General features: G+C 70.8%; 15 protein-coding genes. 9 read left to right on the forward strand and 6 right to left on the reverse strand.

Annotated elements, in window-relative coordinates:
• Positions 1-79: 79 nt before the first annotated feature.
• The 6 genes from ACH4SP_RS10830 to ACH4SP_RS10855 all read left to right on the forward strand — a co-directional run bounded on the left by ACH4SP_RS10830 (position 80) and on the right by ACH4SP_RS10855 (position 13,232).
• Positions 80-4,279, forward strand: a complete 4,200-nt coding sequence (locus ACH4SP_RS10830; RefSeq protein WP_398412864.1) for a trypsin-like peptidase domain-containing protein — start codon at positions 80-82, stop codon at positions 4,277-4,279.
• A 155-nt stretch (positions 4,280-4,434) separates the two neighbouring features.
• On the forward strand, positions 4,435-5,217 hold the full coding sequence (locus ACH4SP_RS10835; RefSeq protein ID WP_398412865.1) for a S1 family peptidase: 783 nt from the start codon (positions 4,435-4,437) through the stop codon (positions 5,215-5,217).
• A 240-nt stretch (positions 5,218-5,457) separates the two neighbouring features.
• Entirely contained in the window at positions 5,458-7,584 is a 2,127-nt protein-coding gene (locus ACH4SP_RS10840) for a DUF4157 domain-containing protein (protein ID WP_398412868.1), read from the forward strand.
• A gap of 185 nt (positions 7,585-7,769) precedes the next feature.
• Positions 7,770-8,732, forward strand: coding sequence for a hypothetical protein (locus ACH4SP_RS10845; protein ID WP_398412870.1), 963 nt, complete (start codon positions 7,770-7,772; stop codon positions 8,730-8,732).
• Between the two features lie 1,171 nt (positions 8,733-9,903).
• Positions 9,904-12,546 (forward strand): NPCBM/NEW2 domain-containing protein, encoded by a 2,643-nt coding sequence (locus ACH4SP_RS10850; protein WP_398412872.1) that lies wholly within the window; start codon positions 9,904-9,906, stop codon positions 12,544-12,546.
• Between the two features lie 32 nt (positions 12,547-12,578).
• Positions 12,579-13,232, forward strand: coding sequence for a hypothetical protein (locus ACH4SP_RS10855; RefSeq protein WP_398412874.1), 654 nt, complete (start codon positions 12,579-12,581; stop codon positions 13,230-13,232).
• Between the two features lie 70 nt (positions 13,233-13,302).
• Here ACH4SP_RS10855 and ACH4SP_RS10860 read toward each other — a convergent pair whose 3' ends face one another.
• Positions 13,303-14,277 carry an ABC transporter substrate-binding protein gene (locus tag ACH4SP_RS10860; RefSeq protein WP_398412876.1) on the reverse strand — a complete coding sequence of 325 codons (975 nt, stop codon included), beginning with the start codon at positions 14,275-14,277 and terminating at the stop codon, positions 13,303-13,305.
• A gap of 139 nt (positions 14,278-14,416) precedes the next feature.
• Here ACH4SP_RS10860 and ACH4SP_RS10865 point away from each other — a divergent pair, with 139 nt between their 5' ends.
• On the forward strand, positions 14,417-15,469 hold the full coding sequence (locus ACH4SP_RS10865; protein WP_398412878.1) for a FecCD family ABC transporter permease: 1,053 nt from the start codon (positions 14,417-14,419) through the stop codon (positions 15,467-15,469).
• The gene (locus tag ACH4SP_RS10870) at positions 15,466-16,548 is read left to right on the forward strand and encodes a FecCD family ABC transporter permease (RefSeq protein WP_398412881.1); all 1,083 of its coding nucleotides are present in this window, start codon (positions 15,466-15,468) and stop codon (positions 16,546-16,548) included. Before ACH4SP_RS10865 ends, ACH4SP_RS10870 begins: the two co-directional genes overlap by 4 nt.
• Positions 16,549-16,638: 90 nt before the next feature.
• On the opposite strand, the gene ACH4SP_RS10875 is transcribed toward ACH4SP_RS10870, so the two are convergent.
• Entirely contained in the window at positions 16,639-20,304 is a 3,666-nt protein-coding gene (locus ACH4SP_RS10875; protein WP_398412883.1) for an ABC transporter ATP-binding protein, read from the reverse strand.
• Between the two features lie 6 nt (positions 20,305-20,310).
• Positions 20,311-21,570, reverse strand: a complete 1,260-nt coding sequence (locus tag ACH4SP_RS10880; RefSeq protein WP_398412885.1) for a glycosyltransferase — start codon at positions 21,568-21,570, stop codon at positions 20,311-20,313.
• Between the two features lie 226 nt (positions 21,571-21,796).
• On the opposite strand from ACH4SP_RS10880, the gene ACH4SP_RS10885 reads away from it, so the two are divergent.
• Positions 21,797-23,008 (forward strand): alpha/beta hydrolase, encoded by a 1,212-nt coding sequence (locus ACH4SP_RS10885; protein WP_398412887.1) that lies wholly within the window; start codon positions 21,797-21,799, stop codon positions 23,006-23,008.
• A gap of 1 nt (position 23,009) precedes the next feature.
• Here the strand turns inward: ACH4SP_RS10885 and ACH4SP_RS10890 are convergent, their stop codons facing one another.
• The 3 genes from ACH4SP_RS10890 to ACH4SP_RS10900 are packed head-to-tail and all read right to left on the reverse strand — an operon-like array spanning position 23,010 to position 26,622.
• Positions 23,010-23,999, reverse strand: coding sequence for a hypothetical protein (locus ACH4SP_RS10890; RefSeq protein WP_398412889.1), 990 nt, complete (start codon positions 23,997-23,999; stop codon positions 23,010-23,012).
• Positions 23,996-25,273 (reverse strand): MFS transporter, encoded by a 1,278-nt coding sequence (locus ACH4SP_RS10895; RefSeq protein ID WP_398412892.1) that lies wholly within the window; start codon positions 25,271-25,273, stop codon positions 23,996-23,998. The genes ACH4SP_RS10890 and ACH4SP_RS10895 overlap by 4 nt, the downstream gene beginning before the upstream one ends.
• Positions 25,273-26,622 (reverse strand): discoidin domain-containing protein, encoded by a 1,350-nt coding sequence (locus ACH4SP_RS10900; protein WP_398412894.1) that lies wholly within the window; start codon positions 26,620-26,622, stop codon positions 25,273-25,275. Before ACH4SP_RS10900 ends, ACH4SP_RS10895 begins: the two co-directional genes overlap by 1 nt.
• Between the last annotated feature and the right edge of the window lie 16 nt (positions 26,623-26,638).

A 26,638-nucleotide genomic window follows, 5' to 3' on the forward strand; every position in this document is an offset into this window, starting at 1 on the left:
TCGCGTCCGCACGGCGCGCATTCCCACGGCTCGGCACCGAACCTGCCGCGTCCGAACGGCTCGTACGAGAGGTGACCGGGTGCTGAGGGCGGAGCGGGTCGCCGAGGTCGTCGTCGCGTCGGCCGACGGCGGCCGTGGACGGCGCGGTTCGGGCTACCTGGTCGCACCCGGCCGGGTGCTGACCGCCGCGCACGTCGTCGACGGGGCGTCGGACATCCGCGTGCGCTTCGAGGCCGACCGGCCCGGTGAGCGGACCTTCACGGCAGCCGTGGAGTGGCAGCACCGGGGAATCGACGTCGCCGTACTCGCGGTTCCCGACGACGGATCGGATGTCACCACCGTCTCGTACGGCCGCCTCGGCGAGCACGACGCCGTGGTGCGCTGCACCGCCGTGGGGTTCCCGCGCTTCAAGCTCCGTACGGACAGCGACGGTTCGCGCTTCAGGGACGCGGAACACATCCACGCGAGCTGCGCCGCACTGTCCAACCGGCGCGAGGGAACCCTCGACCTCGGCGTCGACCCGCCGCCCGCCGAGGACCCTGCCGCCGGACGGGACAGCTGGGAGGGGATGTCCGGTGCGGCCGTCTTCAGCGGCGGCCACCTGATGGGCGTGGTCACCCGTCACCACCTGTCCGACGGACCGGGCCGCATCGCGGCGGGCCGTGTGGACCGGTGGGCCGAGGCCCTGACACCCGACGAACTCACCTCCCTGGAAAGGGCGGTGAAGGGCGGACTGCGTCCGCACTCGCTGCCGGACGTCCTGCCCGCGCCCCCTCGCGGCCTCCTCCAGGAGGCCTACCGGGCACAACTGGACGACTTCGCACCGCAAGAGCTGGTGGACCGCAGGACCGAGATCGGCTCCCTCGTCGAGTTCTGCGGCGGCACCGAACCGTACCTCTGGGTCCAGGGCGCCCCCTGGGCGGGGAAGACCGCACTCACGGCCTGGTTCGCCCTGCACCCGCCGCGCGGGGTGGTGCCGGTCTGGTTCTTCGTCACCGCGCGCTATGCCGGCCAGGCGGACAGCGGCGCCTACGTCGAGGCCGTCGTCGACCAGCTCGCCGCGATCGCCGGGCGCGAACCGGTCAGCCGCGACCCGTCGCCCGCGCACAACGGCGAGCGCAGCCTGCTGCTGCGCCACGCGGCGGAACGGGTGCACAGGGACGGCGGCACCCTCGTACTGATCGTGGACGGCCTCGACGAGGACCAGTCCCTCCTGCCGGGCGGCACCGGACGGAGCATCGCCTCGCTGCTCCCGGAGCGCCTTCCGCCCGGCGTCCGCGTCCTGGTCACCAGCCGGCCGGGCCCCGGTGTCCCGGCGGACGTCAGGGGCGGACATCCGCTGCGCTGCTGCCCCGTACTGCGGCTTTCGGCCAACGCCGCGGCGCTGCACACCGAGCACGAGGCCAGGTACGAGCTCCGCCGGGCGCTGTCGGGCACCAGCACGGAACGCGACCTGGTCGGTCTGTTCACCGCCGCGCGCGGCCCTCTGCAGGTGCAGGACCTGCGCGCGCTCACGCAGGAGCCCGAGTTCGCACTGCGCGGGCTGCTGGACAGCGGCTTCGGCCGCATCCTGCGGTCCAGCGGCGGTGCACCGGACCCGTCCGGCGAGGATCCGGCCCCCTCCGGGCGGGAGCGCGGCCATGTGTTCTCGCACGAGACCCTCCTCGCGGTCGCCCGGGAGGAGTTCGGTCCTGATCTCGCCCCTTACCTGGAGCGGCTGCGCGCCTGGGCCGCCGGGTACGCCCGGGAGGGATGGCCCGCGAGCACCCCGGCGTACCTTCTGCAGCCGTACGGTCGCATGGCGGCGGCCCTGCGGAACCCCGAGGACGCCCGGCTGGCCGTCTCGCTCGTCACGGACCCCCGACGGCACGCGCGGCTGCGCGCGGAGACGGAGAACGACGCGGCGTGCCTCGCGGAGATCGCCGCGGTGCACGAGACGGTACGGGGCCTGGGCACGGACGACCTGGACGCGTTGACGGCGCTGGCGGTGGCGGGCGACCTGGTGGCCCGCCGCAACGAGGAGCTGCACCTGGACGTACCGGCGGCCTACGGCCGGCTGGGCAAGGTCCGGCTCGCCGTGGGACTGGCCCGCAGCGTCTTCCATCCGCTGAACCGGGCGATCGCCATGGCGAAACTGGCCCGCGTCCTGGGCAGCGCGGGCGACCGGCGGGCGGTGAGCCTGGCGGAGGAGGCAGTGCGGCTCGTCGAAGGGGAAGCCGGCGGAGAGCACAGGGACGTCGCCGTGCGGTCCTGGTGGAATGCCCAGGGGGTCCGGGCGGCGGCCCTGGCCGGCACCGGTCGGCCACAGGAGGCGGTCCGGCGGCTCGCCGAGCTGCCCCGGCCGGAGGCCCCCGAGGACATGGCGGGGTACGCCCGGGCAGTGACCTTGGCGGCCGTCGGCGTACGGAACGCGGAATCGATGTCGGGCCTGCTGCGTGCGGCAGAGGAAGCCCTTGGCCGCTACGGGTACGCGACCCACCGTGCGCGTCTGCTGGCGGACCTCGCTCAGGCGTGGGAGGACTGCGGTTCCCCGGGGGAACGGGACCGGCTGTACGACGAACTGCTGGCCCTCGTCGGGCAGCACCCCCAGGACCTGCGCCTTTCGCAGATCGTTGCCGAAGCTCTGCGCGTGGCGCGCCCCGGGACGGCGCAGGCCCTGAACGCGACGGCCCTTGCCGAGTGGTTCGATCCGAACGCGCACGTGGGGACCGGAGGCGCGCCCGGCGCCGTGCGCGCACTCGTCGCGGCCCACCGGATGGAGGAGGCCCAGCAACTCGCGTCGACCATGGTCCCCGATGCCACCAGGGGGAGTTGGGTCGACGAGATGTACGCCTGGGGCGAGATCTCAAGGACCCTCGCCGAGGGACGGGCGGGCGCAGGAGAGACCACGGCGGCCTGGACCGCCCTCGCGCCTTCGTGGAGCAGCGACACCGTGGACATCTACCAGGCCGGCAGCGCGGCGGCCGTCGCCGGGCTGCTCGCCGAATCCGGGCGGAGCGAAGAGACCGAGGCCTGGCTCGCCACGGCGGTCGGGGTGCCTCGGGCAGTCACTGACGAAGCGTTGTGCGCACTGGCCCTCCACCACGCGGCGGGCGATCGGGAGCGGGCGCTGCGGCTGCTCCACGGGGCGGTGAACGGGTTTCCCGGCGACGGGCGGACGCTCTCCTTCTACCAGCAGGACCAGTTCGTCGACCTGGCGGGCCCGGTCGCCTCGGCGGGGCGTCCCGAAGACGCCGAGCAGCTGGTCGCCGCGCTCGCCGACACGACGGTACGCGCCCGGGGTTGGGCCGCGGTGTCCCTGGCGGTGCAGCCGTCGGACCGGGGCCGGGCCCTGCGGCTCGCCGAGCGGGCGGTATCCGTGCTGTCCGAGGCAGACGACGTCGGCAGGTTCCCCGGCGTGGTGACCGCAGCCGTTCAGGCGCTGGCCCGCGCCGGTGCGGAGGGAAGGGTGGAGGAGGTGATCGAGGCACACACCGGAGGGGTGTTCTCGCCCTTCTCCGACTATCTGCTCCGGACCCGGATCCAGGCGGTCGCGCAGCTGTGGGAGCACGCCCCGGACACAGCGGGCCGCCTGGCCGACCTCGTCCTCGGTGAACTGACCGACCAGACGGGTGGCAACCCGCTCATCGCCGAACTGCTCGTGGCCGTCGGCCGCCACGACGACCAGCGAGCTTCGGCGGTCAGGGAATTGCTCGACGCCCGCTCCCCGGGTTCGTACCTGCGCCACCTCGACCCGCAGCGGACGCGGTGGTCGCGGGTCGGGATCCCCCCACCGAGCTGGGTCGACACCATGCTGGCCGGTCTGCTCGAAGCTTCGGACGACCGCGACCACGCACTCCGCCACTACATTGGCCCCATCGCCACCGAGGGCCGGGAGAAGCGGCTGCCTGGTACGCGGGCCGGGACGGTCGCGCTCGCGTACGCGGCACTCGGGGACCACGACGAGGCACTGACCCAGGCCCGGCAGGCCCGGAGCGAGGCCGAGCGCTCGGAGGCGCTGGCGCATCTCGCCGCCCACGCCGCCTGCCTGCCGACCGACTCCGTGGTGGTGCCCCGCTACGAGGACCAGTACGACGTCCTCCCCGTGGTCCGCGGGCTGGCCACCCTGCTCCTGCCTCCTCCGGCAGGACCCGACCTCCCGCGAGCCAGGGCCCTGCTGGCCGAGGCGCTCACCCCGGGCGGCTGGCACCACGCCGTACCGGTGCTCGTGCACCTGGCTCCCGACGCTGTCCTTCAGGCGGGGGCGAGCGTGCTCGCGGAGCTCGAGATCGACACATGAGCCATCGACTGAGGACTGGCTGAAAACAGGTCCTTGTCGGACGGCCGGTCAACTTCACATAATCCAGCAGCACGTTGACGAGCTCATGCCATCACTTCGTCGGTGTGCGCTCTCCACGTGCACTTCCTTCTCCATCCCCCACGAAAGGCACTCCGTTGAAGAACGTACTCCGTGCCCTCAAGAGATCCGCGGTCATAGGCGCCGTCGCCCTCGCCGCCGTCAGCCTCCAGCCCGCCGGGGCCTCAGCGAGCTCCACCCCCAGCCCGCAACCCGTCGTCGGTGGAACGCGCGCCGCCCAGGGCGAGTTCCCGTTCATGGTCCGGCTCTCGATGGGCTGTGGCGGCGCGCTCTACGCCAAGGACATCGTCCTGACCGCCGCCCACTGCGTGGACGGCTCCGGCAACAACACCAGCATCACCGCCACCGGCGGTGTCGTGGACCTCCAGAGCGCGAGCGCGATCAAGGTCAAGTCCACCAAGGTCCTCCAGGCCCCCGGCTACAACGGCAGCGGCAAGGACTGGGCGCTCATCAAGCTCGCGAAGCCGATCAACCAGCCCACGCTGAAGATCGCCACCAACACGTCGTACAACTCGGGGACCTTCACGGTCGCCGGCTGGGGCGCCAACCGTGAGGGCGGCGCCCAGCAGCGCTACCTCCTCAAGGCGCAGGTGCCGTTCGTCTCCGACGCCACGTGCAAGTCCTCGTACAGCGACCTGATCCCCGGCGAGGAGATCTGCGCCGGGTACGCGCAGGGCGGCACCGACACCTGCCAGGGTGACTCGGGCGGCCCGATGTTCCGCAAGGACAACGCGGGCGCGTGGATCCAGGTCGGCATTGTGAGCTGGGGCAACGGGTGCGCGCGGCCGAACTACCCGGGCGTGTACACGGAGGTCTCCACCTTCGCGTCGGCGATCGCCAAGGCGGCTTCGACGCTGTAGCCCGGTGGGCCCTGTAGCCCGGTAGGCCCTGCGGCTCGGCAGGCCTGGTGGGTTCCACGGGCCCGGTGGGGTGGGGAGGGGTGCGTGAGCGGGGCCGGTGGGAGCTGCCGGTCGGCCCGCGGGCGGCGCAGGCCCCTCCCCGCCCCTTGGCCGATCGTGCACTCAGGACTGCCTGTTCGGACCTTCCCGGTCGGCCTCCGTCTCTGTAGAGAGGGACAGAGCCCCGAGGAAGGTCCCGCCATGCACATGAAGGAACAGCCGGAGAAGGGCACTGCTCCACGGCACGTGCCGAATCCGCCGGAGCAGGCAGCCGCAGTGGTGCGGCTTCCCCTCGGGGACATGTCCCCGGCGGCACTGGTGAGTTTGCAACGTACGGCCGGAAACGCAGCGGTGGCACGGATGGTCGAGGAGCGGCGGCGCGGTGCCGGCGCGGACCGCGCGGACGCACCGGCTGTGCAGCGGTCCACGGTGCACGACACGCTGAACTCGGCCGGGCGGCCGCTGGACGGGCCGCTGCGCACCGAGATGGAGGACCGGCTGGGCGCGGACTTCGCCGACGTCACCCTGCACACCGGCGCCGGCGCACAGCGTGCCGCGGCCGACGTGGGCGCCCGTGCGTTCACTTCCGGCAACCATGTGGTCATCGGCGACGGCGGCGCCGACAAGCACACCCTGGCGCACGAGCTGATCCACGTCATCCAGCAACGGCGGGGGCCGGTGGCGGGAACGGACGACGGAACAGGGTTGAGGATCTCGGACCCGTCGGACCGTTTCGAGCGCGAGGCGGAGGCGGGTGCGACCGAGGCTCTGCGCGGGGAACCCACGCGCACGGCGGAAGCATCCGCCCCCGTACAGGACGAGACCCGGGCCGGGGCTCCGGTCGCCCCGGTCCAGCGGGTGAAGCGCTCGGCCTCCCAGGCCCATCTCGATCTGCCCTTCCACAATGCCGAGTTGGCGGAGCAGGGCCCGCACCAGATGGGTGTGCACGGCCGTTTCCACACCCCCACGCCCGCCCTGACGGACGAGCAGAGACAGGACGGGCGGCTGCGCCGGCAGATCACCCCGGACCAGGCGGAACAGTACAAGCGGATACAGCAGGAGGTCATCGCGAAGGAGGATGAGCACGGCGCCGATCACTACCCCTTCTTCCACGCCCAGGATCCCCGGATCCGGGTGGCCCAGGACATCTACAAGAAGGTCTACTCCCACCACCACGGTGAGGAAGTGCCGGAGGATTTCCACTTCCTGAGGTATCCGGGGCCCAAGGACACCGACTACGCGCAGTACGAGAACATGGCGGAGTTCTTCGAGACGGACATGAAGCAGCACGGGCTGATCGACGACAACATCGTCCCCACCAAGTCCAGCATCATCTCCGCCAACCTGTCCCTCCACGGTGGCCTCAACCACTCGGGTGAGGAGACCTTTCACTACTTCCAGGTCGGCAAGGGCCAGACGGAAATCCCTGTGGCGTCCTTCATCGAGGACTTCCTGACGAAATTCGGTCTGGACACCAGTGGCGTGGCCAGGATCTACCAGGAAGCCGAAGCGCTCAACGACACCGCAGAGGGCAGCCTGTTCCAGATCCTCGTCCCCAAGCAACTGGCCGACGACGTCGCCTACATCGCCCATCCGCACGGTCTGCCGCACGACGACGAGCTTCTCGACGACCTCCACACGCTCGGCCCCATCCGCTACGACAAGCCCACGGCCTCCTCGCTGGAGGAGCCCGACGGCACGAGGTCCGGGCTTCCCGTCAACAACGAGCGGGAGAAGATGAACGACGAGATCACCAGAAACCTCCACGACGTCCGCGAAGTATGGAACGAGGACGTCGAGGAGCCGTCCCCCGTCCCGGACAGGGGCACTTTCCCGCCCGGCCCCGGCACGACCGCGAAACAGGTGGAAGCCGCACGTCCGGAACTTGCCGCGCGTACGGAGCAGCGGCGCAAGTGGCGCCTGAAGCAGCAGGCCACAGAGCTCCACGACAGGACCGTCGAACGGTTCCGGCAGGGCGCGTACGCACCGACCAACCACCTCGACGACTACGTGAACGAACCGGAGAAGCTGAGCCATCCGGAACTGCCGCGGCAGCGTGAACTCGTCGAGCAGAACCCCGAGCACTTCCAGGGCCAGGGAAAGAAGAGCCGCCACGAGATGATGCGGGTGGCGAACCGGCAGAACTTCATGCAGGCCCGCGTTCTCCTGTCGGAGAAGTACATGCTGAACCCCCGCAGCGGAATCAAGATCGTCCGGCACACCACCATGGACGAGGAGAACGCCGCGAAATACGAGAAGCTTCTCGCCGGGTACGTCGAGAAACTCTTCGCCGAGCAGGCGGCGAACCGGCAGAACCCCGGCGATTGAGCGGCACACCCCGGGCGCAGGCAGGGTGCTCATGGCGCCGAGGCCGGGATCCCATGCCCGGATGTTATGAGGCGGATGACATTGGGCACGGGGTGCGCAGGGCCCTAGGTTGCTTGGTCAGCGACGGGCGGCGCAGCGCCCCACCCTGCGGCGCCTCCGCACGATCGCTTCGAGATGAGGTCCTCGTGAGCCGTAGAGTTTCCCGCCGTCTGCTGACCGCATGTCTCGTCCTGACCCTGGGGTCGGGCACCGCACTCGCGTCCGGCCCCGCGTCGGCCAGCCCCTCCGGAGACACCGGGCAGATCCGTGTCCCCGATCCCTACTGCTACGACGAACCGTCGCAGCCGAACGCCGACCTGAGCGACCTCAAGGCGGCCTTCAACTCCTCGAACTGGATGCGGACCCTCCAGGCGATGTACAAACGGCGCTGGCCCAGCGGCGAGGCGCTGGCGATCGCCCAGGCCAACGATCAGTACTGGGACCAGTTCGTGGACAAGCGGAGCTTCGACGGGTTCGCCGAATCGATGATGGTGGCGATCCACGAGGAGACCCACATGTGGGACCTCGACCCGTCCCGGACCGACTGGGACGTCCGGACCGCTGCGTGGATCAACGGCAGTCAACAGGCGCTGAAGGTGCCCGTGCACGGTGGCTTCCCCCGCAAGGAGATCCTGCCGCTGATCAAGGACAGCCTGAGCTCCACCATGGACGACATCTACCTGCGGGACAGGACGCAGGGGGAGTACCGCCTCCAGGGGATCCTTGCGGAGCAGAACGCGGGGCTGACCGGACTGCCGGCGGTGACGGTGCTCCAGGAGTACATCAAGGGGGTCGGCGCCAGCAACGCCCGGGACATCGCCGCCACCAACCTGCGGTACCTGCTGCTCTACCTGCGCGTCGCCAAGAACAAGCACCCCGACTACTGGGCCAGGATCAAGGCCGAACCCAAACTGCGCGACCTGGCTCTGACGCAGTTCCTGCGGACGGCCTACTGGCTGGAGAAGTCCGCGCCCTACACCGGCAAGCTGGGCAGCCGGGACGCCGACAGGATCACCGCGACGAACTACTCCCCGGAGAACATCGCCGTCCTGGAGGAGTTCACCGGCCGCAAGGTGCGCCTGGACGCGCAGAAGCACTGCACCGCGTGACAGACCGCCGCGGACCGTCCTCCAGGACGTAGCCGCGCCCCGGCGCCCGTGGGCACCCGCTCCGATGGGTGCGGTGGTTGGGGCGCCCGGGGTGTGCGGGCTGCCTGGTACGGGGCCGGGGGCAGGGTCCGCCGCTGCTGGAGCAGGGTCACCGCGTGCGCCTGAGTCCGCGCGTCAGGGACTCCGCCCGCGTCACGCACGCGCGTCCGGGCGGTGGCGTACGCGGTTCCCAAGGCCCTTGCCACGACCGGGAGTTCCTCGCCGGAACCCAGCGGGCGGCGAGCGGCAGGCCGACACTGGCCCTGTCGGCATCCGGGTCGGCCGGGACGCTCGTCGGCAGCCGCACCGTCTGCCCGTTGGTGGCGAGGCGGGGACTGCGTCCCGTACAGCTGCGGCTGCCGAGTCCTCCTCGCCGACCGGGGAACGGCCGGGCCGCCGGAACTTGGCGGATGCCTGCGTCGATGGCCAACGGCAGACCGGCAACCGGCAGACCGGCAACCGGCAGACCGGCAACCGGCAGACCGGCGGTCCGGCGGACGCCCGGCCGATGCCTTTCGTCGGCGGACCGGGACCTCACCTCGGTGGTCGGCTCCAGGTCTTCGAGGACCTCGATCAATCCGGCTCGACGCTGCTCAGCCTGGAGGCGACCCGGTACGCCTCCACCGCTGACGCGCCAGCCTGCCTCCCCCTCGGCCAGAGCAGAGCTGTTCCGGGTGTGCGGTTGTGAGTCTTGCGGGTCGGAAAGTTACTCGCGCTTGCCGCACTATGCAATGTCACATGGGAAATTTTATGAATCAGCGCCGGTCGGCGACTGCAAGTTGATGATCGGGCCCGCCTCGGATGCTCGGTCGACCCGCTCGTTTCACGCCCCTGGCCTGCGGATACCTGACCTTGTCCAGGCGGACGCGATGGGGATCGGGGCGGGGTGCCGGGTCCGTTCGGGAGTGCGGGAGCAACAGCCGGGTCCGTCACAGCTCTTGACAGTGCTTCGCCGTGAAGTCCTCAATATTCAACGCGGTTCAACGTCTTCCAACATGGCGAGTGACGGATGGAGCCGCCGAAAACCGCCGGGAGCGCTCCACCCCGGCACGTTCCACATCCCCCCACGGTCGGGCGGTCGAGGTCGACCGTCCCCGGAACGAGAACCCCCACTCGAAAGGACCGATCGCGCATGCGCAGATTGGCTTGTGCCTTAACCGCCGTACTGGCGATGGCCGGTACCGCGACAGCCCTGCCCGATTCGCCCGCGGCGGCGGAGGCGGCAGCAGGGCCCTACGTGCTCGAAGTCGAGAGCATGTCGCTGACCAACTTCGCGACGGAGACCGTCGACCACACCTGGCAGGACAAGCCGGTCGACAAGGTCACCTACGCCCTCGGCGCTTCGGGGCGGACGAGCACCGCCAAGACGGTCTTCGACGGCGCCGACGGGACGTACGACCTCATCACGCGCTACAACGGCAAGGCCGAGAAGGGCGTGACGTACAAGCTCTCCGTGAACTCCACCGAGGTGGACTCCTGGGCGGCGTCCCTGCGCCACGGCCGTGACCACACCGACCCGGTGAACATCGACACCCGGACGTCCAGCAAGGTCGCCCTCAAGGCCGGTGACACCATCGAGCTGACCGCCACGTCCGCCGGCGACGTGCCGCGCGTGGACCGGATCACGATCCAGGCCCACGTCGGCCCGCCGACCAGCACGCTCACCGTCAACTCGCCGAACGCGACGCTGAACGACGGCTTCAACTGGGGCAAGAACCGGGCCCTCGGCATGACCTTCTACCCGGGCAACCCGATGATGGGACACGAACCGGAGTGGTGGCGCCTCAAGGACGCCACCCACACCTCGGTGACCCCCGGCTACTGGGGCGCGTACACCAACCGGGAGTCCTTCTACAACCGGGACATCTCCCACCAGTCCGACGGCGCGCACGCGGTCGGCCTGGACAAGGAGACCTTCAGCATGCTGAAGACCTTCGCCGCCGACGCCGACGATCCGGGCCAGAACGGCTGGCCGCTGTGGGCACACAGCTCGTACGGCGCCATGTACTACATCGACGGCACCGGGTTCCGGGAACTGCCGTCGCCGTTCAACGTGATGGCCAAGGCGTACAAGCAGTACCAGTGGACGGGCAACGCGGACTGGATCAACGATCCGACCCTCTCCGCGTACTACGACTCGACGATGAACGAGTTCCTGACCGACCACGAGGTGGTCTGGGACGACGCGAACCCCTCCGCCGAGCAGCCGGTCTCGAAGAAGCAGGAAGGCGAGTACACGGCGACGTACTTCGAGTTCCCGAACGAGAAGCTGGTCTCGGCGGGCGACTCGCTCGGGTACCAGTACCAGTCGATGCTGGCCTACTCGGAGATCCTCAAGGCGAAGGGCAACACCGCCGACAGCACGAAGTGGGCCGACCGCGCCAAGCGGGTGCGCGACCACTTCGAGGCGAAGTGGTGGGACGCGTCGAACAACCGGTACGTCCGGGGCAAGGACGCGGCCGGTACGGGCTTCAGCAGCTGGGGCCACGAGGCCAGCTTCCTGATGATGCTGACCGGTCTCGGCGACCACGGCCCCAGGACCAACAGCTATCTGGACTTCATCGCCGCCAACGACGACGACCTGAACGTCGAGGCGACCTCCTACCTGCCGGAGATGTACTACCAGTACAACCGGCCGGACGAGGGCTGGGCCTGGCTCAAGAAGCTCATGACCGGCCGCAACACCTACCCGGAGATCGCCTTCCTCGCGGTCAGCAGCGTCACCGACGGCATGATGGGCGTGCAGCCGGACGCCCCGAACCACAAGGTGGCCACCGTCTCCCGGCTGACCGCCGAGACGCCGTGGGTGGAGATCGACCACCTCAAGGTCGGTGACAGCGACCTCAAGCTGAAGCACACCGGCACGACGGCCTCCACGCTGACCAACAACGCGGGCTCCGCCGTCACTTGGGAGGCCCAGTTCTACGGAACCCCCGCCTCGATCACCGTGAACGGTGTCGCGCAGACGCCGAAGACCAAGTCGCTGTACGGCAAGACGGTCTCCTATGTGGAGGTCCCGGTGGCCGCCGGTGCGTCCGTGACCGCGAGCACCGGCGCCACGGCCGGTGACACCGAGGCCCCCAGCGTCCCGGCCGGACTGACGGCGGCCGGCACCACCGCCACCAGCGTGGACCTGAAGTGGACGGCCTCGACCGACGACGTCGGTGTGACCGGCTACCAGATCTACCGGGGCAGCACGCTCGTCGGTACGTCCACAGGCACGAGCTACACCGCCACGGGTCTGACGGCCTCGACGTCGTACTCGTTCACGGTCAAGGCGGTGGACGCCGCCAAGAACTCCTCCGGCGCCAGCACCGCCGTCTCCGTCACCACCACCGCCGGGAGCGGGGGCGGCCAGTCGGTCGATCTGAGCGATCTCACCTGGAGCGACGCCCGGAGCGACTTCGGTACGGTGCGCAAGGACCGGAGCGTCGACGGCAATCCGATCGGGCTGAACGGCACGGCGTACGCCAAGGGCATCGGCACGCACGCCAACAGCACTGTGACGTACGCCCTGAACGGCGCCTACTCGCGGTTCCGGTCGGACGTGGGCGTCGATGACGAGGTCGGTGCGAACGCGACCGTCGGGTTCGAAGTCTGGGGCGACGGCACCAAGTTGTACGAGACCCCGGCGGTGCTGACGCCGACGAGCCCGGCCCAGACCGTCGACGTCGACGTCAAGGGCGTGAAGTCCCTGGTCCTGAAGGTCACCGACGCGGGTGACGGCATCAACAGCGACCACGCAGACTGGGCGGGTGCCAAGTTGCTGGCATGACGTCCGACCCCCTACCCCACAGGAGACAATCCGTGCGCCCGACCCAGCCGTTCCGCAATCCGCTCCGAGCCGCCCGTGCACCCGGGCGCGGACTCACCGCGGTGTGCGCCCTGGCCCTCCCGGCGGTGCTCCTCGCGTGCCAGGTCGGGCTCGGCTCCGCAGCCCATGCCCAGGAATACGGGCCCGCAGCGGCAGGGACGCACGCAGCGGCCGACCCGGCGGTGCAGGGCCGGGCGAAGGTCCAGGACCGGGCGAAGGCCCAGGACCGGGCGACGATCACGGAGGGCCAGGTCAAGGAGGTCGGGCCCGGGGGTGTGATCACCTACCCCAGTGTCACCAGCTGCCTCACCGTCACCGTGCGACTCGGCGACGGTGGGCTGGCAGGTGCGCACGCCAGCCTGTTCCAGGTGCCGGGCGAACTGCGGTCAGACGAGATCCTGACCGCACTCGCGAAGCTCGTCGGCGGCCGCTCCGTGACCGCGGTCCAGGTCAAGGGGGCGGTGGGTGCCTGGCACCCGAGCTACTTCACGAAGGCCGTGGAGAGTTACGGCGAGGGCGAGCAGGTGCCGGTCCCGGCCGGGCCGGACTTCGACGGGCTCGGCCGCGAGGTCGCACAGGGGCTCGGGCTGCCCCGCGACCTGGTCACGGTCGAGGACGTACCCGACGGGGACCAGATCGTCGACTGACGACGCCCGGCCCCGGAACGCCCGGCCCCGGAACGCCCGGCTCACGGCGGGGCGTTCCGGGGCCGGGAGGTCACTTGGTCAGGGCCCCCTTGAGGTCGTCGAGGACGACCTGCGCGGAGAGCGGCCCGCCGGAGCTGTTCCACGCCGAGCCCTGGATGACCACGACGTGTCCCTCCTTCTCGGCCTTCAGGCTGCTGAAGTTGGTGACCTTCCGGGCCTCGCCGAACGCCTTCTCACTGTCGGCCTTGTCGCCGAGAGTGCCGAAGAACATCCAGTCGCCGTCGATGGTGTCGAGCTTCTCCAGGGAGACCGGCTCGCTGTGCCCGCTGCTCGCACCCTGCTGGTCCTTCGGCCGGGTCATGCCGAGCGCCTTGAGGGTGGAGCCGACGACGCCGCTGCCCTTGCCGACGACGGACGGCGCGCCGTCCTGCCAACGGATCACGGAGACGGACTTTCCGGCATTGCCGCCCAACTTCTTCTTGGTGTCGGCGAGTTGGGTGTCGAAGTCCTTCAGCCACTTCTCGGCCTCGGGCTTCTTGTTGAGGGCGTCCGCGGTGTCGGTGAAGGACTTCTTCCAGTCCTCCTTGAGCTTCGCCGTGACGACGGTCGGTGCGATCGCCTGAAGCTTCTCGACGGTCTTCTTCGCGCCTGTCGTCTCGTCGAGCAGGATCAGGTCGGGTTCCAGTACGGATATCTTCTCCAGGTCGGCCTCGGCGACGGTGGCGACGACCTGCGCCTTGCCCGCCTTGTCCGCGAGGTACGTGGAAACGCCCTTCTGGCCGCGGCTCGCCGTCGCGCCGATCGGCTCCAGGCCGAGCGCGAGCGCGGCGTCCAGGGTGGGTTCGCTGAGCGCGACGACCTTCTTGGGGGCGCTGGGCACCTTGACCGTACGGCCCTTGGCGTCGGTGATCTGGCGGTCGCCGGCCGACCCGGCCTTCTGCGTGTCGCCGCTGTCACCGCCGCAGGCGCTGAGGGACAGGGCTCCCGCGACGGCGACGGCGCAGGACATCAGGACCGTACGGCGGAAGGATCGGGGGGAGGACATGTGCGTGATGCTCCTAAGCGCGATGGGCGGAACGGTTCGGCAACTACCGCGGAACGGTTCGGCAACTACCGATACCGGCTGCGGGAGTTCGACGGCGCAACGATGAACAAGGTCAGTAAGGTTAGCCTAAGCTAACCATATGCTCACTGAAACGCGGCTCCGTCCTGGAGAAACCACAGCACCACCACCGGCCCCCTCCCGAAGTCGCCCGCCCCGCCTGATGGGTCTGGTCATCGGCGTGCTGCTCCTCGTCGTGGCGGCCCTGCTGTCGCTGGCCGTGGGCGCGCAGCGGATTCCGCTCGGCGACGTCTGGTCCGGCCTTTTCTCGCCCTCGGGTTCGCGGTTCGACAACATCGTGCGGGAGCTGCGGCTGCCACGGACGCTCATCGGGATCGCGGTCGGTGCGGCGCTCGGTCTGGCCGGCGGTGTGATGCAGACCCTGACCCGCAACCCCCTTGCCGATCCGGGTCTTCTGGGGGTGAACGCGGGAGCGTCTGCCTCCGTCGTCACCGCCATCAGCGTGTTCGGCATCACGTCGTTCACCGGGTACCTGTGGTTCGCGCTGGCGGGCGCGGCCGTCGCCGCCGTCGCCGTGCACGCGCTCGGGGGCACCCGCTCGGCCACCCCGGTCCGGCTCGCGCTCGCGGGGACCGCCGTCAACGCGGCCCTGTTCGGCTACGTCAACGGACTGCAGCTGTGGGACCTGAGCACGCTCGACCAGATGCGCTACTGGGCCGTCGGCACGCTCGAAAAGCGGGACCCCCAACTCCTGCTCGCCGCACTGCCGTTGCTGATCGCCGGCGCCCTGCTGGCGTTCGCCCTGGCCCGGCCGCTCGGTGCCCTCGCGCTCGGCGACGACCATGCCCGCGCGCTCGGCTCCTCGGTCCGGCGCACCCGGATCCTGTCCATCACCGCGATCACGCTGCTGTGCGGCAGTGCCACCGCCGTGTGCGGGCCGATCGGCTTCATCGGCCTGATGATCCCGCACGCGGTGCGCGCGTTCACCGGGCCCGACCCGCGCTGGCTGCTCCCGTACTGCACCCTGTTCGCGCCAGGACTGCTGCTCGTGGCCGACGTGATCGGCCGGATCGTGGTGTCGCCCTCCGAGATCCAGGCGGACCTCGTCACGTCGTTCCTCGGCGGCCTGCTCTTCATCCATCTCGTACGCCAGCGGAAGGTGGCCAAGCTGTGAGCCTGGTCGAGGACACGAAGAAGAGGAGCGACCAGGTCCGCCTCGAACTGCGCGGCGACCGGCTCCGTACCGGCCGCTACTCGGTCCGCCTCAGACCGCGCACGATGCTCGTCTGTGTCGCGCTGCTCGTGCTGACGGCGTGCGTGGTGGTGCTCTCCGTCGGTACGGGCAGGGTCGAGCTGTCGCCCCTGGAGGTGCTGCGGACGTTCGCCGGGGACGGGCCGCCCGGCGCCGGTTTCATCGTGCTCGGCCTGCGGCTGCCGCGCGCGCTGGTGGCCGTCCTGATCGGCTTCGCCTCGGGCATGGCCGGCGCCGTGTTCCAGTCGCTCACCCGCAACCCGCTGGGCAGCCCGGACATCATCGGGTTCGGCAACGGCGCGTCGGCCGGCGCGCTCGTCGCGATCATCATCCTCAACGCGGGCACCGCGCAGACCGCGATCGGCGCCCTGCTCGGCGGCTTCGCCACGGCCGCTGCGGTGTACCTGCTGGCGTGGCGCCGCGGTGTGCACGGCTACCGGCTCGTCCTGGTCGGCCTCGGGGTGTCCGCGGTGCTCGGATCCGCTACCGGCTTCCTCTACATACGCGCCGACATCGGCAAGGCCGCCCAGGCCGCGAGCTGGATGTTCGGCTCCCTCAACGACCGGGGCTGGAACGAGGTCCTCATCGCCGCCGCGGGCCTGGTCGTCTGCGTCCCCGTCGTCCTGGTCCACGGGCGGCGGCTGACCATGCTGGAGATGGGCGACGACACGGCGGGCGCGCTCGGCGTGCCGCCCGAGCGAAGCCGGCTGATCCTGCTGTGCGCGGGCACAGGACTGACCGCCATGGCGGTGGCCGCGGCAGGACCGATCCCGTTCCTCGCGATGGCCTCGCCCCAACTGGCCCGCCGCATCACGCGGGCGCCGGGACCGAACGTACTGCCGTCCGCGTGGACCGGCGCCCTCCTGGTGACGACCGCGGATCTCGTGACGCAGCGGGTGACGGGATCGGCGCTGATGCCGGTGGGTGTGGTGACGGGGGTGGGCGGCGGCCTGTTCCTGGCGTGGCTGCTGCTGCGGGAGCGCAAGGCGCAGCACGTGTGACGACGTACGCACCACGAGGACGACGTACGAACAACGGAGAAGCCCCCTCGCACGTGCCGTTCGCGAGGGGGCTTCCCCATGGGGAGTACGTCAGACCATCGAATCGACCTCCTGCCTGGGCTCCGGCGACTTCCGGGACGGCTCCTGCGGCTGCGCGCTGCGCCACAGCCGCGCGTACGCCCCGTTCTCCACGAGGAGTTCCTCGTGCGTGCCGTACTCGACGGGCTTCCCCGCGTCCATGACCAGCACGCGGTCGCACCGCGCGGCCGTGGTGAGGCGGTGTGCCACCAGCAGGGCCGTCTTGTTCCGCGCGGCCCGGAACATGCCGTCGAGCACCGTGCTCTCCGTACCGGAGTCGAGCATCGCGGTGGCCTCGTCGAGCAGCAGTACGTCCGGGTCGACGAGAGCCACCCGGGCGAGCGCGACGAGCTGCCGTTCACTGGCCGACAGATTGCCGCCCGCCTGACGCACGGCGTGCCGGAAACCGCCGGGCAGGCGGGCGATGGTCGCCGTGGCACCCACCGCCTCCGCCGCGGCGGCGACCTCTTCGTCGCTCGCGTCGGGGCGTCCGTAACGGATGTTCTCCGCGATGTCGCCCTCGAACAGGTGGGCCTCCTGCGGGACGATGCCGACCCGCTGCCGGTAGCCGGCGAGGTCGTACCTGCCGATGTCGACCCCGTCCAGGCGTACGGTGCCGGACGCCGGGTCGTAGAACCGCGCGAGGATCTTCACCAGGGTCGACTTGCCCGCGCCGGTGGCGCCCACGACGGCGATGCTCTGCCCGGCCTCCAGGGTGAGGCTGCTGACGGTGAGCGTGTCCTCGGCGGCCTGCTCGTACCGGAAGGTCACGTCCCGCAGTTCGATGTGGCCGTGGAAGCGTCCGGAGACCGGGACCGGGTCGGCGGCGGGGCGCTGGGTCGGTTCGGTGGCCAGGAGCTGGGTGACCTGGCGGACGCTGGTGCGGGTCTGGAGGTACGAGTCGTAGATGGACGACAGCTGCTGGATCGGCCCGTAGAACTGGCCGAGGAGGAGCAGGAACGCCGCGAGCACACCCGTCGTCACCGAGCCGCTCGCCACGAGGTATCCGCCGGCCAGTACGACCAGGGCCATGGACAGTTCGGAGCAGAACGCCAGGAACGGGAAGTAGAGCGAGATGTAGCGCTGGCCCTTCACCTGGATGAGCCGGTTCAGGTCGGACAGTGCGCTGAAGTGCTTCGCCGTGCTCTTCTGCTTGCCGTGGGCCTGGGCGAGGCGCAGGCCCGCGACGTTCTCCCGCAGCGAGCTGTTGACCTTGCCGAGCTGGTCGCGCGCTTCCTTGTACGCACCCGAGCTCAGCCGCCGGAAGACCGGCGTGATCAGCGCGATCACCGGGAACGGAGCCAGTGCGGCCAGCGCGAGCCGCCAGTCGAGCACGAACATGGCGACGGCGATGCCGCCCATCGTCAGGACGCTCACCAGGCCCTGCACCATGCCCTGTTGGAGGAACTTCGACAGGGAGTCGATGTCCACGGTCATCCTGGTGAGCAGGCTGCCCCCGCTCTCCTTCTCGTAGTGGTCGAGCCCGAGCCGGTGGAGGTGGCGGTAGCTGCGCAGCCGCAGGGCGTACTGGAGCGCCTCGGACGCGCGGGCGCTGATCAGCGTCTGGTACGTGTAGACGCACCAGTTGGCGGCGCAGAGCAGCAGGGAGAGCCCGGCGATCCACCAGACCGTGCTCATGGTGCCGGGCGAGATGCCGTGGTCGATGCCGCGTTGCAGCAGTACGGGGACAAGGACTCGGGCCAGCGCGTCGAAGGCGATCAGGCCGAGCGCGACGGCCAGCAGGCCGCGCACCGGGCGCAGGATCGTCCTCAGGGTGGGCCGGGTCTCCTCCTGTCCGACGTCGGCGAGCACCTTGGCCGGGATCTCGGCGAACCGGTCGCGGCGCTCCGCCGGAGGGTCCTCCTCGTCCGCGGGCTCCGGGTCCGGCCACAGCTCGCTCGCCGTGCGGGCCGTACGGGCGTCGATGTCGTCCGTGTCACCCGCGATCAACTCCTGGAAGACCACGCTCCGTTCGGCCAGTTCGGCGTACGTGCCGCTGTCGGCGACCCGGCCCCCGTCGAGCACCACGATCCGGTCGGCGAGCTCCAGGGTGGACCGGCGGCGGGCGATGAGCACGGTGACCCGGTCGCCGCCGACGTAGTCCTCCAGGGCGCGGTGGATGGCGGCCTCGGTGGTGGCGTCCACCGCGGAGGTCGCGTCGTCGACGATGAGGACCGGGGGCCGCTTCAGCAACGCCCGTGCGAGCGAGAGGCGTTGGCGCTGTCCGCCGGAGAGGTTCTGGCCGCGTTCGGTGAGTTCGGTGCCGTACCCGGCGGGCAGTGCGGTGATGAACGCGTGCGCGCCCGCCGCCTCGGCCGCGGCGACGATCTCCTCGTCGGTGGCGTCCTCGTGGCCGTAGGCGATGTTCTCGCGGACGCTGCGGGCGAGGAGGAACGGTTCCTCGAAGACGACGCCGACGTGCGACCGCAGGGAGTCCAGGCGCAGGTCGCGGATGTCGGTGCGCCCGTTCGCGGTCCCCAGGGCGACGGTGCCGGACGTCGCGTCGTAGAACCGGGGGATCAGCAGCGACAGCGTCGACTTGCCGGACCCGGAGGGGCCGACGACCGCCACGGTCTCCCCGGCGCCGACGCGGAAGGAGACGTCGCGCAGGACCGGATCGTCGTGGGTGTAGCCGAATCCGACGTTCTCGAAGATCAACTCGGTGGGTTCTCCGGCAAGTTCGGCGGTGCCGTCGTGGATCTCCGGCCGGGAGTCGATCAGCTCGAAGATCCGCTCGGCGGACGCGCGGGTGCGCTGGCCGATCACCAGGTACGAGGCGAACACCCGGGTCGGCCCCGTCAGCATGGTCAGATACGCGGCGAAGGCGATGAACGTACCGATGTCGATCGAGCCGTCCATGACCATGCTGCCGCCGTACACCAGCACGGCGATCTGACCCAGGACGGGGAGGGCGAGCATGGTCGCGCCGGGTGCGGCGTGCACCCGCATCATCCGCATGCGCCTGCCGAACAGGCCGCGGGTGGCCCGCTCCAGCCAGCGGATCTCGCGCTCCTCCTGGCCGAAGCCCTTGACGACGCGGACGCCGTCGATGACCTCCTTGAGGTGCTCGGTCACCTCCGCCGCGTCGTTGGCGGCCCGCGCCGAGGTCTCGAAGACCCGGCGCCTGGTCCACATCGCGACGGCGCCGAGCGCGAGGACCACGACCACGGTGACCACGGTCAGCCGGGGCGAGAGCCAGAGCATCGCGGCGATGCCGAAGAGGTAGTACGTCACGACGGTGAGCGGCACCGGCAGCATCGTCAGCATCTGCTGGATCTGCTGGAGGTCGCTGTTGGTGCGGGAGATGACCTGGCCGGTGCGGAGCCTGTCCTGGCCGGGACCGTCGAGCCGCTGGATGCTCCGGAACACGTCCTCGCGCAGGCCGTGCTGGACGTCGAGGGCGAGTTTGCCGCCGGTGAAGCGGCGTACGTAGTTGCCGACGAAGTCGATGACCGCGATGAGCACGAGCCCTGCGGCGACCTTGGCGATCCCGCTGTTGTCACCGGCGACGGCCTGGTTCACGCCGTCCTTGGTCAGGAGCGGGCCCAGTGTCACCAGGACGATGCTGAGGATGGACGAGAACACGATCGCGGTCATGAGCCGTCGGCGGCTCAGGCAGATGCGTATCAGCCGACGCAGCCAGCCGGCGCGGGCTGTGGGGGGAGGTGAAGTCGGCATGTCTCCTCAGACGTTCTTGAGTGCGGGTACTGCCACCAGGTCGGGGTGGGCGTCCGGGCCCGGTGCCTGACCGGAAGTGGTGGCCGGGCCCGCGGCGGGACCGGAAGCGGCGTCCGGGGCCGAGGTCAGGCCGGGGCGCGTGCCCGACCCGAGGCGGGAGCCCCAGGAGACGAGGTCGGCCAGCCGCCTGGCGACGACCACCGGCGGGTCCTGCTGCCGCATCTCGTCCCGCACCTCGGCGGCGGCCGCCTTCAGCGAACCGTCCGTCAGCAGCCGGTCGATGTCCGCCTTGACGAGCCCCTGCTCGCCCGGCACGAACCCGCAGCCGCGCCGTTCCACGGTCCTGGCGTTGGTGGGCCGGTCCGCACCCTGGCCGAAGACGATCTGCGGAACGCCCGCCGAGAGAGCGGTCAGCGTGTTGCCCGCCCCGCCGTGGTGGATGAACCCGGAGGCGCGGCCGAGCAGCGGCCCCATCGGGATCCACGACACCAGACGGACGTTGTCGGGCAGCGAGTCGATCTCCTGCTGCCCGTGCTCACCGAGCGACAGGACGAACTCCGCGTCCACCTCGTGGGCGGACTCCACCACCCACTTGATGAGGTCGATGCCGTCGACCATCGGCTTGAGCGTGCCGAGGCTGACGACGATGCGCGGCCGTCCGGTGTCGGCGCTCCACCAGTCCTCCAGGACGGTGCCGCCGTTGAAGGGCACGTACCGCATCGACCAGAGGTCGGGCTCGTCGAGCACCCGCATGCTGGGCGGGGCCACGTCCAGCCACAGCAGGTCCCGTTGGGGCGCGGCGACGCCGTGCCGGGCGTACGCGTCGGCCATCGAGCGGGTGACGCCCTCGACGTGCCAGCGCTGGTGTCCGAAGCCGACGGTCTGCATGACCACGGGCACGTCGTACTTGGCGGCCACCAGCGGTCCCGCGACGCCGAGCGGCGGATAGACCACCAGATCCGGCCGCCACTGACCGGCGAAGTCCACCAGGGCGTCCGCCATCTCGTCCCCGAAGAAGGAGAACTTCCCCATCTTCGTACCCAGGTTGAGCTTCTTGCGACGGCTCTCTCCCCGGCGGTACTCGGCCTCGGAGTCCAACTCCGGTGCGGCGTCGAAGCCCACGAGCCCGGCCTCGGCGACGCGCTTGGTGAAGTCCCCGGCACTGGCCACCACGACGTCGTGACCCTCTGCCCGGAACGCCTGCGCCAACGACAGGACCGGGTACAGCAGTCCGTACAGGGGCGGTCCGACGAAGAGCACTCGCATAGATCTTCTCCCGACTTGCTTAGGTTAGGCTTACCTCAGTTGCTATCACAAGTTTCCCGGAGGGGGCGAGCAGGCCATGGCGATCTCGACAGTGGGCGCGGAGGTCGAAAGTCCACGACTGGCAAGGCTGTTGGGGGAGGTGAAGGCGCAGGGCAGAGAGGCTCTCGATCACTTTTGGCGAGAACTCGCCGCTACGGGTGCACCATTGATCGAACCCGTCCCGGGGGTGCCCGATGAACGTCTGGTGACGGTGGTGTGGCGCGAAGACCAGGACGAGGGCAAGGGCGAGGGCAAGGGCGAGGGCAAGGACCAGGACCGGGGTGGGGACCAGGGCGGGGGCCAACCCGTCGCGGGCGTCTATCTGTTGGCCAACCGCATCACCGACAAGCACCGTGTACGGCGCGGGATGATGCGCCGCCTCGACGGCACCGACGTCTGGTACGTCAGCCTGCGGCTGCCCGAAGGCCTGCGGTGCGGCTACCGCATCCACCCGTTCGGTCCCGACGATCCGTACCTGACACCGGAGGGCCCCCGCAGCGGCTCGTCCCGCGGACTGCCCGACGACAGGATGGACCCGCTCAACCGCCGGGCCGCCGGGCCGTTCGGCTCGCTGATCGAACTCGACGGCGCACCCTCACTGGCCGACTGGCCCACGGAGCCCGCCGTTTCCCCAGGGGACGCGGGCATGGGCGCGGACGTGGGCCGGACGGATGCCTTCGACTTCACCGCCGCCGACGGAACCACCTACCGCGTACGCCGGTTCGTCCCCGCCACCGAGGACTCCGGGGCCGAACTCGGACTGCTCGTCGTGTTCGACGGCGAGCAGTGGTTCGACCGGTACGGCATCACCGCCGCGATCACCACGGCCGCACGGGCCGGCCGGATCCCGCCCATGGCCGTCCTCGGCATCGAAGCGGGGGCCGACCCCGCGGCGCGCATGCGCCAACTCGGCGCCAGCCCGCACTTCATCGATATGCTCACCGACGAACTCCTGCCCGCCGTCACCGCGGAACTCCCGAACTGGGCCGGGCCCCGGCACACCGTCCTCTGCGGACAGAGCCTGGGCGGACTCACCGCACTGGCGACGGCCCTGCGACGCCCGGCCGCCTTCGGCACGGTGCTCGCCCACTCGGCCTCCACCTGGTGGCGCCCCGGAATGACCGCACGCCCGGAGGCGACCGCCCCCGGCGCCGACACGTGGATAGCCGAGCAGGCCGCCGCCGCACCGGTCGGCGACGTCACCATCCGCATGGACGTCGGCTCCAACGAAGGCGCGATGGTCGACGACCTGCGCACCCTGCACGCACGCATGACGGCCCGGGGATTCGACGCCTCGCTCAGCGTCTACTCCGGCGGCCACGACCACTCCTGCTGGGCAGCCGCCCTCATGGAAGGACTCGGCGACACGGCCGCGAGGGACCGCGGACGGGACGCCTGAGTCAGCGCACCGCGACCGGTGAGGAGCCGCCCGGGACCATGAGACGGGCAGCGCCGGTGCCGTCCGCGGGGGCCGACCAGATGTCACTCCTGCGGCCGTCGCGCCCCGGCAGGGCGTAGCCGACGGTCGCGTCGTCCAGCCAGGCGGCCTGGTCGTCGACGCTGCGCGTCTCGGCCAGGGGGTGCTCGCGCATGTCCGCCAGCTCGATGACATGGAGCCGCCAGGGCGCCCCGGGGTCGTCGGAGACCTTCTTCTTGAAGGCGAGCCGGGTGTTGTCCGGTGACAGCGAAGGGCATTCGGCGTTCTTGCGCAGCGCCCTGGCCGACCACTTCCGCAGGTCGCCCTCGACGAGGTAGGTGCTGCCCTTGGACGAGACGGTGGCGTAGAAGCGGTTGTCGTCGCGGGCGAAGGTCACGCCCCAGTAGTTGACGTCGGGGGAGTGGTAGCGGGCTCCGTCGACGGTCAGCGGGATCCCCTCGATCGACTTGACCAGATAGCCGGTGCGCAGGTCCAGGATCGAGGTACGGGTGGAGAAGGCCGAGGTGGCGTACGAGTCGCCGGTCGCGAACGTCGTCCAGGACAGGAGGTGCCCCGAGGCGGACACCCGGGCCCGGTTGGGGATCCCCGCGACCGTCACCCGGCGGACCTCCTTCAGCCGCCGGTCGAGCACGAGGGCCTGGGAGCGGGCGGGCACCCCGGGTAGTTTCCGCAGGCACAGGGCGCGCTGCCCCGCCGCGTAGAACCGGTCGCAGGAGGGGCCGCCGCTCACGCGCGGCGCCGCGCGGCCGGGCTGCCGCGCGACCCGTCCGGTGGCCGCGTCCCGGAAGTAGAGTCCGGGCTCGGCGAGGGTGAACGAGGCGTCGGCGTGGGCCTGTTGCGGCGGAAGCTCGCGCTGCCGTGCCTGCAGTACGTACCCCAGGGAGCCGCCCCCGAGAAGGAGCACGGCGGCGACGACGAGGCCGAGGCGGAGCTGCCGGTTGCGGAGATTCATGATGCCTCCGGAGCGGGAGAGGGCGGGGACGGCGGGGACGGCGGGGTGGCGGCCGGGGTGACCGCGGCGGGCAGGACGCGCCAGGCGGCGGCCAGCGCCCCGGCCAGCGCGAGTGCCGCCACCCACAGGGCGGGCCCCTGCCCCCAGAACGTCCAGGCCGCCCCGAACCCGGCGGCGCCGACGAGCCGGGCCAGCGCCTGGCCGGTCTGCAGGATCGCGAGCCCGCTCGCCCGGCCGTGCGCGGGCAGCACGGGACCCGCGAGCGCCATCAGGACCCCGTCCGTGGCGGCGTAGAAGATCCCCAGAAGTGCCAGGACGACCACGAGGGTGGTCCAGGAGACGGGGGCGAGCAGCATGGCGTACGCGCCGAGCAGGGCGGTGTGCCCGAGCAGGAACGGCAGCCGGCGCCCGGTCCGGTCGGCGATCCGGCCCGCCGGGACGGCGAGCAGCAGATAGCCGGCGGCGGCGCCGAGCGGCAGCAGCGGGAACAGGGTGGGCGGGAGGTCGAGAGAGCGCTGGAGCAGCAGGTAGAGGAAGGCGTCGCCGATGGTGGCGGCGCCGAGCAGGGACGCCGCGTACAGGATGCGGCGGAAGGCGGGGTCGCGAAGTGGCCTGTGTTTGACGGTGGTTGTGGGGGCGGGCGGTCCGGAGACGGCGCCCGGGACGTACAGGACGAGCAGCAGCACGCCGAGCAGGCCGACGGAGAAGCTGACGACGAACACCGCGTCGTAGGCGTCGGCGGTCGCCCACAGCACGGCGAAGGCGACGAGCGGTCCGAGGAGCGCGCCCGTGGTGTCCATCGCACGGTGCACGCCGAAGGAGCGGCCGAGTGTCTCCGGCGGGCCGCTGAGCGAGATCAGGGCGTCGCGCGGTGCGGTGCGGATGCCCTTGCCGAGCCGGTCGGCGGCGAGCGAGGCGGCGATCCCTCCGGTGGCGCCGCCCGCGAGGAGCAGGCCGAGCCGGGAGAGCGCGGAGAGCAGATAGCCGGCCCCCGCGACCCGCTTGTGCCGGCCGCCGCGGTCGGCGAGCCGCCCGCCGAGCAGCCGGACGAGCGCGGTCGCGCCGTTGAACAGGCCGTCCAGAAAGCCGAATTGGAGCGGCGAGAGGCCGAGGCCCAGGACCAGGTAGAGCGGCAGCACCGCCGTGACCATCTCGGAGGAGACGTCGGTGACGAGGCTGACCGCGCCGAGCGCGAGGACGGTGCCGGGAACGCGCCGCCGGGCCCCTGCGGGGCGGGGCGGCGCGTCCGGGCGGCCGTTGGCTGCCAGATACATCAGTGGCAGCTGTACTTCGGGCTCGTGTCCTTCACCTGACCGTCGGTGCCGACGTAGCTCCAGCCGTAGCCGGAGTCGGTGAAGTCCATCTTCAGCACGCCGTAGGGGCCGCTGATCCGCTTCTGGCTGTTGGGCTGGATCTCCTCGATCGGGTAGGGCTCGGCGCCGCCCATCCCGCCGACGATCTCCACGATCCCGTCGGCCTTCGCCTTGCCCTCGGGGTCCTGCGGGGCGAACCGCTCGTAGTGGTGGTCGTGCCCGTTCAGGACGAGGTCGGCCTTGGCGCCGTACAGGATCTTCCACACCGGCTTGGAGACCGGCTCGTTGCCGTGCCCGCCGGACGAGAAGAGCGGGTGGTGGAAGTAGGCGGCGACGCACTTCTTGCTGTTGGCGGCCAGGTCGGCCTTGAGCCAGTCGATCTGGGCGCTCTTGTCGAAGGAGTTGGAGTCGAGGGCGATGAAGTGCCAGTTGCCCTCGTCGTAGCTGTAGTAGCTCTTGCCCTGCGGGTAGGCGATGGAGCCGAAGTACGACTTGTATCCGGCGAGGGAGCCGGCCGGGTCGTACGTCTCGTGGTTGCCGGGGACCGGGCGGGTCTTCGCCTTGAAGGCGCCCCAGGTCTTGTCGTAGTAGTTGCGGTAGTCGACGAGCCGGGCGTCGTCGTACTGGTTGTCACCCATCGTCAGATAGAACTTCGGGTTGATCTGCTGGGCGAGCTTGGCGGTCTTGGGGTGGGCGCACTTGCTGTCGGACGCCGTGCACTGGGCGGCGATGTCACCGGCCGCGACCACGGTGAAGGCACCGGTCGGCGGCGGGCCGCCGTCGAGGGTGCCGTACACCTCGGCCTCGAAGAGCGAGTAGCCGTACGAGGTGCCGCGCGCGGTGCCGTACACGCGCAGGTACCTGCCCGTGCCGGTGAGGCCGGTCAGGTCGTCGGTGCCGCCGTCGCCCGCAGTCTCCTGGGCGATCGGGGTCCACGTCACCCCGTCCGTCGACATCTCGACGCGGTACGCCTTGGCGTGGGCGGCCTCCCAGTTCAGCTTGACCCGGGAGACGGCGGCGGTGGCGCCGAGGTCGACCCGGACCCACTGCGGGTCCGTGCCCTCGGTGCTGGCCCAGCGGGTGGCGGGGTCGCCGTCGAAGGCGTACTGGGCGCCGAGCGCGGAGGTCTCGGCGGATGAGGCGGTGGCGGGTTTCCCGGTCGAGACGATCGGGTCGGCGGCCGCCCCGGCCCGTCCGGACGAGGCGAGCAGAAGTCCGCCGACGAGCGCGAACACGGCGGCGAAGGTGAGGAGGAGGGTGGGATGTCTGCCGTGGGACGTGGGGAGGTGGGCTGAGACGTTCAGGCGCATACCTGGACTCCCTGGC

This window comes from Streptomyces sp. NPDC021093, assembly GCF_044333135.1.
Taxonomy (GTDB): Bacteria; Actinomycetota; Actinomycetes; order Streptomycetales; family Streptomycetaceae; genus Streptomyces.

Coding starts and splice junctions, on each gene's coding strand:
- ACH4SP_RS10875 (WP_398412883.1), bottom strand. CDS start 20,304: ATGCCGACTTCACCTCCCCCCACAGCCCGCGCCGGCTGGCTGCGTCGG.
- ACH4SP_RS10850 (WP_398412872.1), top strand. CDS start 9,904: ATGCGCAGATTGGCTTGTGCCTTAACCGCCGTACTGGCGATGGCCGGT.
- ACH4SP_RS10895 (WP_398412892.1), bottom strand. CDS start 25,273: ATGTATCTGGCAGCCAACGGCCGCCCGGACGCGCCGCCCCGCCCCGCA.
- ACH4SP_RS10860 (WP_398412876.1), bottom strand. CDS start 14,277: ATGTCCTCCCCCCGATCCTTCCGCCGTACGGTCCTGATGTCCTGCGCC.
- ACH4SP_RS10840 (WP_398412868.1), top strand. CDS start 5,458: ATGCACATGAAGGAACAGCCGGAGAAGGGCACTGCTCCACGGCACGTG.
- ACH4SP_RS10865 (WP_398412878.1), top strand. CDS start 14,417: ATGCTCACTGAAACGCGGCTCCGTCCTGGAGAAACCACAGCACCACCA.
- ACH4SP_RS10900 (WP_398412894.1), bottom strand. CDS start 26,622: ATGCGCCTGAACGTCTCAGCCCACCTCCCCACGTCCCACGGCAGACAT.
- ACH4SP_RS10890 (WP_398412889.1), bottom strand. CDS start 23,999: ATGAATCTCCGCAACCGGCAGCTCCGCCTCGGCCTCGTCGTCGCCGCC.
- ACH4SP_RS10880 (WP_398412885.1), bottom strand. CDS start 21,570: ATGCGAGTGCTCTTCGTCGGACCGCCCCTGTACGGACTGCTGTACCCG.